The organism is Pseudomonas sp. PAMC 25886, from assembly GCF_000242655.1.
Lineage (GTDB): Bacteria > Pseudomonadota > Gammaproteobacteria > Pseudomonadales > Pseudomonadaceae > Aquipseudomonas.
Map to the genome: position 1 here is coordinate 1 of NZ_AHHC01000076.1, position 9,024 is coordinate 9,024.

General features: G+C 63.1%; 8 protein-coding genes. 7 read left to right on the forward strand and 1 reads right to left on the reverse strand.

Translation table 11 applies throughout. The features are described from left to right. Positions 1 to 585: 585 nt before the first annotated feature. A complete protein-coding gene (locus MUM_RS0124770) occupies positions 586 to 1,416 on the reverse strand; it encodes an IclR family transcriptional regulator (protein WP_010175261.1) in 831 nt (276 codons plus the stop codon). Between the two features lie 241 nt (positions 1,417 to 1,657). Between MUM_RS0124770 and MUM_RS0124775 the strand changes: the two genes are divergently transcribed. Genes MUM_RS0124775 through MUM_RS0124805 form a run of 7 tightly spaced genes read left to right on the forward strand, consistent with a single transcriptional unit; the run spans position 1,658 to position 8,106 of the window. Beyond that, positions 1,658 to 2,686 (forward strand): ABC transporter ATP-binding protein, encoded by a 1,029-nt coding sequence (locus tag MUM_RS0124775; protein WP_010175263.1) that lies wholly within the window; start codon positions 1,658 to 1,660, stop codon positions 2,684 to 2,686. Next, positions 2,683 to 3,528: an ABC transporter permease gene (locus MUM_RS0124780; protein WP_010175264.1), complete on the forward strand. Its 846-nt coding sequence runs from the start codon at positions 2,683 to 2,685 to the stop codon at positions 3,526 to 3,528. The genes MUM_RS0124775 and MUM_RS0124780 overlap by 4 nt, the downstream gene beginning before the upstream one ends. A gap of 4 nt (positions 3,529 to 3,532) precedes the next feature. Further along, positions 3,533 to 4,327, forward strand: coding sequence for an ABC transporter permease (locus MUM_RS0124785; RefSeq protein WP_010175265.1), 795 nt, complete (start codon positions 3,533 to 3,535; stop codon positions 4,325 to 4,327). After that, positions 4,327 to 4,617 carry a (2Fe-2S)-binding protein gene (locus tag MUM_RS0124790; protein WP_010175266.1) on the forward strand — a complete coding sequence of 97 codons (291 nt, stop codon included), beginning with the start codon at positions 4,327 to 4,329 and terminating at the stop codon, positions 4,615 to 4,617. Before MUM_RS0124785 ends, MUM_RS0124790 begins: the two co-directional genes overlap by 1 nt. Next, positions 4,614 to 5,957 carry an FAD/NAD(P)-dependent oxidoreductase gene (locus MUM_RS0124795; protein WP_010175268.1) on the forward strand — a complete coding sequence of 448 codons (1,344 nt, stop codon included), beginning with the start codon at positions 4,614 to 4,616 and terminating at the stop codon, positions 5,955 to 5,957. The genes MUM_RS0124790 and MUM_RS0124795 overlap by 4 nt, the downstream gene beginning before the upstream one ends. Further along, complete coding sequence (locus tag MUM_RS0124800; RefSeq protein WP_010175269.1) at positions 5,954 to 7,057, forward strand: NAD(P)/FAD-dependent oxidoreductase; 1,104 nt, start codon at positions 5,954 to 5,956, stop codon at positions 7,055 to 7,057. Before MUM_RS0124795 ends, MUM_RS0124800 begins: the two co-directional genes overlap by 4 nt. A 17-nt stretch (positions 7,058 to 7,074) precedes the next feature. After that, positions 7,075 to 8,106 (forward strand): ABC transporter substrate-binding protein, encoded by a 1,032-nt coding sequence (locus MUM_RS0124805; protein ID WP_010175270.1) that lies wholly within the window; start codon positions 7,075 to 7,077, stop codon positions 8,104 to 8,106. Positions 8,107 to 9,024: the final 918 nt, after the last annotated feature.

The window sequence follows — 9,024 nt, forward strand, 5'->3', positions numbered from 1 at the left end:
GTTCATCTGAGTAGAAAGGCATGACCATACTCTTGCCGCCCCCGAAATGTGTTCAAAAAGCGGTGGACGCGACAACTACCCTGACACCGGGGGGAGCGGGCACGGTCAAATGTGGGAGCTGGCTTGCCTGCGATGCAGACAACTCGGTACATCAGACACACCGAGGTGATGCCATCGCCGGCAAGCCGGCTCCTACAGAAAAGCAGCTCTGCTTTCGCTTTGGCTTTTGCTCTGGCTTCTACCACTCAAGCCGGCCTGTAGGCCGCTGTGCTCTTGCTTTTGATCTGGCTCTGACTGCCCCAATAAGCCCGAGGCCGAACGCAGGTGGTGCGGAGCGGGTAAACCGGCAGGACGCCGGTTTAGCCGCGCTGGGCCAAGGATGGCCCATCGCGGCGGCCCGCGGAGCATCGCCGGAGTGAGGGAACACCGAGCCTAGGCGAGGTGCCGACAGGCGGGGCAGAGCCTTTTGCTTACTTTGGGGCTTTTCCAAAGTGAGTCGCTGTAAGAGCGAAACCATAAGCCGCCGTTACCGAAGAAACGGATATGTACTCCCCCCCCGTTGATCTCGATTGCGGCCAACACCCGCTACCCACCAAAGATCTGCGAAGGCCGACGCAAAGTCGGGTCAAACGGATTGATCTTCGGCCCGATCGCCGCCGCCTCGCGCTTCAGCAATTCCACCACCGTCGGCAACCTCCCCGGCCCCAACCGGTCGCTGATGGTCGCCACACTCAGCGCCGCCACCGCATGCCCATTGCGGTCGAGAATCGGCACCGCCAACCCGGCCATGCCCTCCAGCACCCCCGTATTGCGCGCCGCATACCCCAACCGCCGCACACTCTCCACCTCCGAACGCAAAAACACCTCGTCGTACAGGTGAAAATCCTTGAGCCGCGGCAAGTTGTAGCGGATCACCGTCTCGCGCTCTTCCTCCGGCAGGAACGCCAGGATCGCCAAACTGCCCTGCCCCACGCCCAACGCCACACGCCCGCCGATGTCACCGGTAAACGTACGGATCGGGTACGGCCCTTCACTGCGGTCCAGGCAGATCGCATCAAACCCGCTGCGCGCCAGCAGAAACAACGAATCCCCCAACGACGCACTGAGCCGCAGCATGCTCGGCCGCACCAGGTCCCGCAGGTTGCCGGTGTTGCCCGCATTCGCCGCCAGCGCAAAGAACTCCAGGCTCAGGCGATAGCGCTTGCTGCGCCCATCCTGCTCCACCATGCCCTCGTCCATCAGGCTGCGCAGCAACCGGTGGGTGGTGGGTTGCGACAACCCCACCTGCTGCGCCAGTTGCGTCACCCGTTCACCCCCGTCCGGCGCCGCGCCCAGAATGCGCAGCAACGCAAACAGCCGTGAGACGCCACCGGCGCCGACTTCTTTGACACTTTCATTCCGCTCAGTGGAATCCATACGCCGATATCTCACACAAAATTCTGATCAGTGAATGAAACTGAAAAAAGTACTCTGTTCAGTGAAATTCCATCTTCCGCCATCCTAGTCTTTCGCCCTAATCTGCGTCCACAGGGGCGAAATGAACAACTAACGGCAGCCGACTCAAGATCGAGCGCCACCGCACCCGCAACACCCTTTTCGCATCTGCCCAAAACAAAAAAGCGCGTTTCGACGCGACTCAAAAAGGTGGAACGCAGACATGGCTTTTCTCCAACTCAACGCCTTGAGCAAACGCTACGGCGCCGTCGACGCGGTGGTCGCCACTGATCTTGCGGTGGAAAAAGGCGAATTCGTGTCCCTGCTCGGCCCCTCGGGCTGCGGCAAGACCACCACCTTGCAAATGATCGCCGGCTTCGTCGACGTCACGGGTGGGCAGATCCTCCTCGATGGCCGCGACATCACCCACGCCAAACCCGCCAGCCGCGGCCTGGGCGTGGTGTTCCAGAGCTACGCCCTCTTCCCCCACATGACCGTGGCCGACAACGTCGCCTTCGGCCTGAAGATGCGCAAGGTGCCCGCCGGCGAGATCGCCAGCCGCGTCAAGACTGTGCTGGAACTGGTGCGCCTGGCGCCCCACGCCGAACGCTACCCGCGGGAACTCTCCGGCGGCCAGCGCCAGCGCGTGGCCCTGGCCCGCGCCTTGGTGATCGAGCCGCCGGTGTTGCTGCTGGACGAGCCGCTGTCGAACCTCGACGCCAACCTGCGCGAGGAGATGCAGTTCGAAATCCGCCGTATCCAGTGCGAAGTCGGGATCACCACCTTGATGGTCACCCACGACCAGGCCGAAGCGTTGTCCATCAGCGACCGCGTGGTGGTGATGCAGGCCGGACGCGTCACCCAGATCGACGCCCCCTACAAGCTCTATGAGCACCCGCGCACGCGCTTTATCTCGGACTTTGTCGGCAAGGCCAACCTGCTGGCGGGCGACTTCGATCAACTCGGCGCCCCGCAAGTACGTTTCGAGCCCGGCCACGGAGAACTGACCCTGAGCCTGCGCCCGGAAAAAATCGACCTGGTGGCCGCAGGCAGCGGTCGCCTGCAAGGCAAGATCCTCGACAGTTACTTCTTTGGCAGCCAATGGCTGTACCGCATCAAGACCGACATCGGTGAGCTGACCGTGGTGCGCCGCAACGACGGCAGCGCACCTTTGGGCTGTGGCGCGGCGGTGGGCCTGGACTGGGAGTCGAGCCTGCTGCGGGTGCTGGCCGCCGATGAGGTGCACGCATGAGCCGTGGCTACCTGTTGTCGCTGCCCGCTCTGGTGCTGTTTTTCGGGCTGCTGATTCTGCCCCTGGGCCTGACGCTGGTGCTGTCGTTCAACGTGTTCGACTATCAGGTGGGGGTGAAGGCTGATGAGTGGACATTCGCCCATTACCTGTCGCTGTTCAGCGATTCGTACTTCTACGAAATCTTCTGGCGCACCTTCTGGATCAGCGCCCTGGTGACCCTGCTGTGCGTGGTGATCGGGGTGCCCGAGGCTTACATCCTCAGCCGCATGGGCACGCCGTGGCGCTCGATTTTCCTGATCCTGATCCTCACCCCGCTGCTGATTTCAGTGGTGGTGCGGGCGTTTGGCTGGAGCCTCCTGCTGGGGGCCGACGGCCTGGTGAACCAGATGATCCAGGCTCTCGGCGGCAAGCCGGTGAAGCTGCTGTACACCTCGTTCGCGGTGATCATCGCACTGGTGCACGTGATGCTGCCGTTCATGATCATCCCGGTGTGGACCTCCCTGCAAAAGCTCGACCCGTCGGCGGAACAGGCGGCGTTGTCCCTCGGTGCCAGCCAGGCCACGGTGATGCGCAAGATCGTGTTGCCGCAGGTGATGCCCGGTGTGCTCTCCGGCACGCTGATCGTGTTCGGCCTGGCCGCCAGCTCCTTCGCGATCCCCGGCCTGTTGGGCGGACGCCGGCTGAAGATGGTCGCCACGGTGGTCTACGACCAATACCTCTCGGAACTCAACTGGCCCATGGGCGCGACCATCGCGGTGGTGCTGCTGTTGGTCAATCTGCTGATCATGCTGAGCTGGAACCGCATGGTCGAAGGCCGCTACAAAAAGTCCCTGGGAGTATAAGACGATGTCCAGAAACGGTCCTTTGGCCCTGGGCTTTCACGGCCTGGTGGTGCTGTTCATGATGGCGCCGCTGGTGGTGGTCTGCCTGGTGGCCTTCACCCCGGAAAACACCTTGAGCCTGCCCACTTCGGGCTTCTCCCTGCGCTGGTTTCATGCGGTGTTCGAACGCGCGGATTTTATCCAGGCGTTCTATAACAGCCTGGTCCTGGCGTTCGTTGCCGCCACCCTGGCGACATTGATTGCAGTGCCGGCGGCGCTGGCGATCAGTCGCTACCAGTTCCCCGGCCGCAACTTTTTCAGCGCACTGTTTTTGTCACCCATCATCATCCCGCACCTGGTGCTGGGGGTGGCGATGCTGCGCCTGTTCGCCATGATGGGCGTCAACGGCAGCTTTACCTGGTTGATGCTGGCCCACGTGGTGATCATCACCCCGTACGTGCTGCGCCTCGTATTGGCCGCCGCCATCGGCATTGACCGCAGCGCCGAGCAGGCCGCCGAATCCCTGGGGGCCAGCCGCTTCACGCTGTTTCGCCAAATCACCTTGCCGATGATTTTGCCCGGCGTGGCCGGTGGCTGGTTGCTGGCGTTCATCAACAGCTTCGATGAAGTCACCCTGTCGATTTTTGTCAGCTCGCCGGCCACCCAAACCTTGCCGGTGCGCATGTACGTGTACGCCACCGAATCCATCGACCCGATGATGGCGGCCGTCTCGGCGCTGGTGATTGCGTTGACGGCGGCGGCGATGATTTTGCTGGACCGGGTCTACGGCCTGGATCGCGTGTTGGTAGGGAAGCATTGATGGCTCTGTTCAAACGATTGGCCGAAACCGAGCGGCCCACCCTGGCGTTCACCCTCGACGGGCAGCCTGCCACGGGCTTGCTCGGGGACACCTTGCTGACCGCCGTATTGACCTGCGCCGAGCATCTGCGGGGCAGTGATTTCAGCGCCGAGCGCCGCGCCGGCTTCTGCCTGATGGGCGCCTGCCAGGATTGCTGGGTGCGGCTGGAAGATGGGCGGCGGGTACGCGCCTGTTCGACGTTGCTGGAAGACGGCCAGGCGATTCGTCGTGATCCGGGGCGCCAGGCATGAATCCAGTGGTGATAGTGGGCGCAGGCCCGGCGGGCATTACCGCAGCACGGACCTTGCTCGATCATGGTGTAACCCCGGTTTTGGTGGACGAAAGCCTGCGCGGTGGCGGGCAGATTTACCGGCGCCAACCGGCGAATTTCCAGCGCTCGGCCAAGCAGTTGTATGGCTTTGAAGCGGACAAGGCGACGGCGCTGCATCGCACCATGGACGCGCTGGCCACGCAGATCGATTACCGGCCGGAAACCCTGGTGTGGAACGCCGAAAATGGCCGCCTGGACATGCTCAATCACGGCCACGCCGAAAGCCTCGAGTATTCGCAGATCATCGTCGCCACCGGCGCCACCGACCGTATCCTGCCGGTGCCGGGCTGGACGCTGCCCGGTGTGTACAGCCTGGGCGCTGCGCAAATTGCCCTGAAGTACCAAGGCTGCGCCATCGGTGAACGCGTGGCGTTTTGCGGCAGCGGGCCGTTGCTGTACCTGGTGGCGTATCAATACGCGAAGGCCGGGGCGAAGGTGGTGGCGGTGCTCGACAGTGCACCGTTCAGCGCCCAATGCCGGGCCTTGCCGGCGCTGCTCGGCCAACCGGTGACGCTGGCCAAGGGTCTGTATTACCGCGCCTGGCTCACGGCCCATGGCATCCCGGTGCATCAGGGTGCAACGCTGTCGCGGGTTGAGGGCGAGCAGCGAGTGACAGGCATCCACTGGGATGATCAGGAGATTGCCTGTGACGCCGTGGCCTTCGCCCACGCCCTGCGCAGCGAGACCCAACTGGCGGATTTGCTCGGCTGTGAGTTTGCCTGGAATGCGTTGAACCGCGCCTGGTTGCCCGAGCGGGATGCGGCCGGGCGCAGCAGTGTCGCGGGCGTGTATTTGGCGGGCGACGGTGCCGGAATCATGGGCGCCGATGCGGCGCAGATGGCCGGCGAGCGAGCGGCATTGGCGCTGCTGGAAGATACCGGCATTGCCATCGACCACCGTCGCGGGCCTGTGTTGGAGCAGCAACTGGCAGGCATCCAGCGCTTTCGCCATGGCCTGGAAACCGCCTTTCCGTTCCCGCAAAACTGGGCCGCTGAAGCCCCGGATCACCTGATCCTGTGCCGCTGTGAAGAAGTCAGCGTCGGTGAAGTGCGCGCGGTGGTGGATGAAGGTCACTGGGAAGTGAACCGGGTCAAGGCCCATTGCCGGGTCGGCATGGGCCGCTGCCAGGGCCGGATGTGTGGTTTGGCGGCAGCAGAGATCATTGCCCAGCGCAGTGGGCGCGAGATTGAAAACGTTGGCCGCCTGCGGGGCCAGGCCCCGATCAAACCCTTGCCGTTTGGTGTGGAGGTGCAGCCATGATCGACAGCGAAGTGATCGTGCTGGGCGGCGGGATTGTCGGCGCTTCGGCGGCCTTGATGCTGGCGCAAAAAGGCCGGCGCGTGGTGCTGCTGGAGCGGGATTTCTGCGGCTCCCATTCCAGCGGCGTGAACTATGGCGGCGTGCGGCGCCAGGGTCGTCCCTTGCATCAATTGCCATTGTCGCAACGTTCCCATGAACTGTGGTCCGACCTGCCGGGATTGATCGGCATCGACGGCGAATACGTGCGCTCCGGGCATTTGAAACTGGCCCGCAGCCACGAAGACCTGGCCGCCCTGCAAGCTTACGCCGACGCCACCCGGGGATTTGGCCTGGGCCTGCAGATGCTCGATCACGCTCAACTGCGCGCCCGGTTCCCGTGGGTAGGCGATGTGGCGGTGGGTGCCTCACTCTGCCCTGAAGACGGGCATGCCAATCCGCGCCTGGTCTCCCCCGCCTTTGCCCGCGCCGCGCAACGGCATGGTGCCCGGGTGATGGAGCAAACCGAAGTCACCCATCTCGAACATGACGGCCAGCGGTTTCAGTTGCGCTGTACCAATGGGCTGCAGCTGCAAGCCCCCTGGCTGCTGAACTGCGCCGGCGCCTGGGCCGGCACCGTGGCCGCGCAGTTTGGCGAGCCGGTGCCGATGACCTCGGCGCACCCGGCCATGCTGGTCACCGAGCCGCTGCCGGTGGTGATGGACGTAAGCACCGGCGTCGAAGGCGGCGGGATTTATGCGCGGCAAGTCGCCCGGGGCAATTGCATCCTCGGTGGCGGTCGCGGCTTTGCCCTGGGCCCGCAACAGGCCCGCCCGGGCCAGGCGGCGGTGCTGGAGATCCTGCGCAACGCCGGCGAGCTGTACCCGTTCCTCAAAGGTGCCCAGGCGATCCGTACCTGGAGCGGCACCGAAGGTTACCTGCCCGACCACGAACCGGTGATCGGCGACAGCAGCACCCAACCCGGCCTGCTCCACGGATTCGGCTTTGCCGGCGCCGGGTTCCAGCTCGGCCCTGCGGTCGGTGAAGCCCTGGCAGAGATCGTCTGCGCGGGGGCCAGCCGGCAACCCATCGAAGCGTTTTCCATCCGTCGTTTCCAAGTCTGAGAGGAAGATTTATGCACATGATCAAACGTACTGCGCTGTCTTGCCTGTGCCTCACCCTGTTGAGCACGGCGGCCCACGCCGCACCGACGCTGTACCTGGGCATGAACGGCGGCACCATGGAACGGGTCTACGCCGACAAAGTGCTGCCCGCGTTCGAGAAGGCCAACAACGTCAAGGTAGTGATCGTGCCCGGCACCTCGTCGGACATCCTCGCCAAGGTGCAGGCCAACAAGGACAACCCGCAGATGCACGTGATGTTCCTCGATGACGGCATCATGTACCGCGCGATCTCCATGGGGCTGTGCGAGAAGCTCACGCCCAACCCGACCCTGGACCAGATTCCGGCCAAGGCCAAAATCAAGGAAGAGGCAGTTGCGGTGACGCTCGGGGTGACCGGGTTGGGTTACAACGCCAAGATGTTCAAGGAAAAGGGCTGGGCGGCGCCGACGTCGTGGATGGATTTGGCAGACCCGCGCTTCAAGGACAAGGTGGTGTTCCAGTCCCTGGCCTCCTCCACCTTTGGGCTGCACGGGTTCCTGATGTTCAACCGGATTCAGGGCGGCAGCGAGACCAACGTGGAGCCGGGGTTCAAGGCCTGGCCGAAAACGGTTGGGCCTAACGTGCTGGAATACATCGCCAGTTCGGCGAAGATTTCCGAGATGGTGCAGACGGATGAGGCGGCGATCTTTCCGCTGACGCCGACGCAGGTGACCACCCAGCAGTTGTTGGGTGTGCCGATGGAGTATGCGCAGCCGAAGGAAGGCGCGGTGGTGTTGAACGTGGCGGAGTGCGTGATTGCGCGGAATGACCAGCCGGAGTTGGCGCAGAAACTGGCGCAGTTCTTGTTGACCGCTGAGGCTCAGGCACCGGCGCTGGAATTGGGGGATCAGATTCCTTCGAACCCTACTACGCCGACGACCGACAAAACCCGGGCGCGGGTGGAGGCCATGAACCGTTATTTGCAGACGGCGATTTCGATTGACTGGGACCAGGTGAACCAGGCGCGGCCGGAGTGGAATGCGCGGTGGAGTCGGTCGATTGAGCGGTAGGCTTTGGGGGTGAATATCCGTTATTTGGGTGATGGCTTAAATTGGTTCCGCTCTTACAGCGGGTCACTTTTGAAAGGAGCCCAAAAGTAACCAAAAGGCTCTTGCCCCACCACTCGGCACCTCGCCTAGGCTCGGTGTGCCCTCACTCCGGCAGCACGAAGCGGGCCGCCGCGACGGGGCGTCCCTGCCCCGTCGCGGCTAAACCGGCGTCCTGCCGGTTTACCCGCTCCGTACTACCTGCGTTCGGCCAGCGTGGTTTAACGGGGCGCCTAAGATCAAGATCAAAAGCAGATCAACAGCACAGCGGCCTACAGGCCGGCTTGAGTGGTGTGAAGCAAAGGCAACATCAAAATCTAAAGCCAGAGCGGGCACGGTCAAATGTGGGAGCTGGCTTGCCTGCGATAGCATCAACTGGGTGCACCTGAAAAACCGAGGTGTCTGCATCGCAGGCAAGCCAGCTCCCACAGAAAAGCAGAGCTGCATCAGTTTCAGATTTGGCTTTCGCTTTGGCTTTTGCTCTGGCTTCTACCACTCAAGCCGGCCTGTAGGCCGCTGTGCTCTTGCTTTTGATCTTGATCTGGCTCTGACTGCCCCAATCAGCCCGAGGCCGAACGCAGGGATTGAGGAGCGGGTAAACCGGCAGGACGCCGGTTTAGGCCGCGACGGGGCAGGGACGCCCCGTCGCGGCGGCCCGCGGAGCAATGCCGGAGTGAGGGAACACCGAGCCTTAGCGAGGTGCCGACAGGCGGGGCAGAGCCCTTTGCTTACTTTGGGGCTTTTCCAAAGTGAGTCGCTGTAAGAGCGAAACCATAAGCGGCCGTTACCTAAATAACGGATATGTACCCCAAAAGCTTCCACGAATCAGATCGCCTCAGCCATCAACAACTCCCGCGTATACGGATCTGAGACTGCCAAGGC

Excerpts from the sequence above, each read along its gene's own strand:
- MUM_RS0124770 (WP_010175261.1), bottom strand. The coding sequence starts at position 1,416 with ATGGATTCCACTGAGCGGAATGAAAGTGTCAAAGAAGTCGGCGCCGGT.
- MUM_RS0124775 (WP_010175263.1), top strand. The coding sequence starts at position 1,658 with ATGGCTTTTCTCCAACTCAACGCCTTGAGCAAACGCTACGGCGCCGTC.
- MUM_RS0124780 (WP_010175264.1), top strand. The coding sequence starts at position 2,683 with ATGAGCCGTGGCTACCTGTTGTCGCTGCCCGCTCTGGTGCTGTTTTTC.
- MUM_RS0124785 (WP_010175265.1), top strand. The coding sequence starts at position 3,533 with ATGTCCAGAAACGGTCCTTTGGCCCTGGGCTTTCACGGCCTGGTGGTG.
- MUM_RS0124790 (WP_010175266.1), top strand. The coding sequence starts at position 4,327 with ATGGCTCTGTTCAAACGATTGGCCGAAACCGAGCGGCCCACCCTGGCG.
- MUM_RS0124795 (WP_010175268.1), top strand. The coding sequence starts at position 4,614 with ATGAATCCAGTGGTGATAGTGGGCGCAGGCCCGGCGGGCATTACCGCA.
- MUM_RS0124800 (WP_010175269.1), top strand. The coding sequence starts at position 5,954 with ATGATCGACAGCGAAGTGATCGTGCTGGGCGGCGGGATTGTCGGCGCT.
- MUM_RS0124805 (WP_010175270.1), top strand. The coding sequence starts at position 7,075 with ATGATCAAACGTACTGCGCTGTCTTGCCTGTGCCTCACCCTGTTGAGC.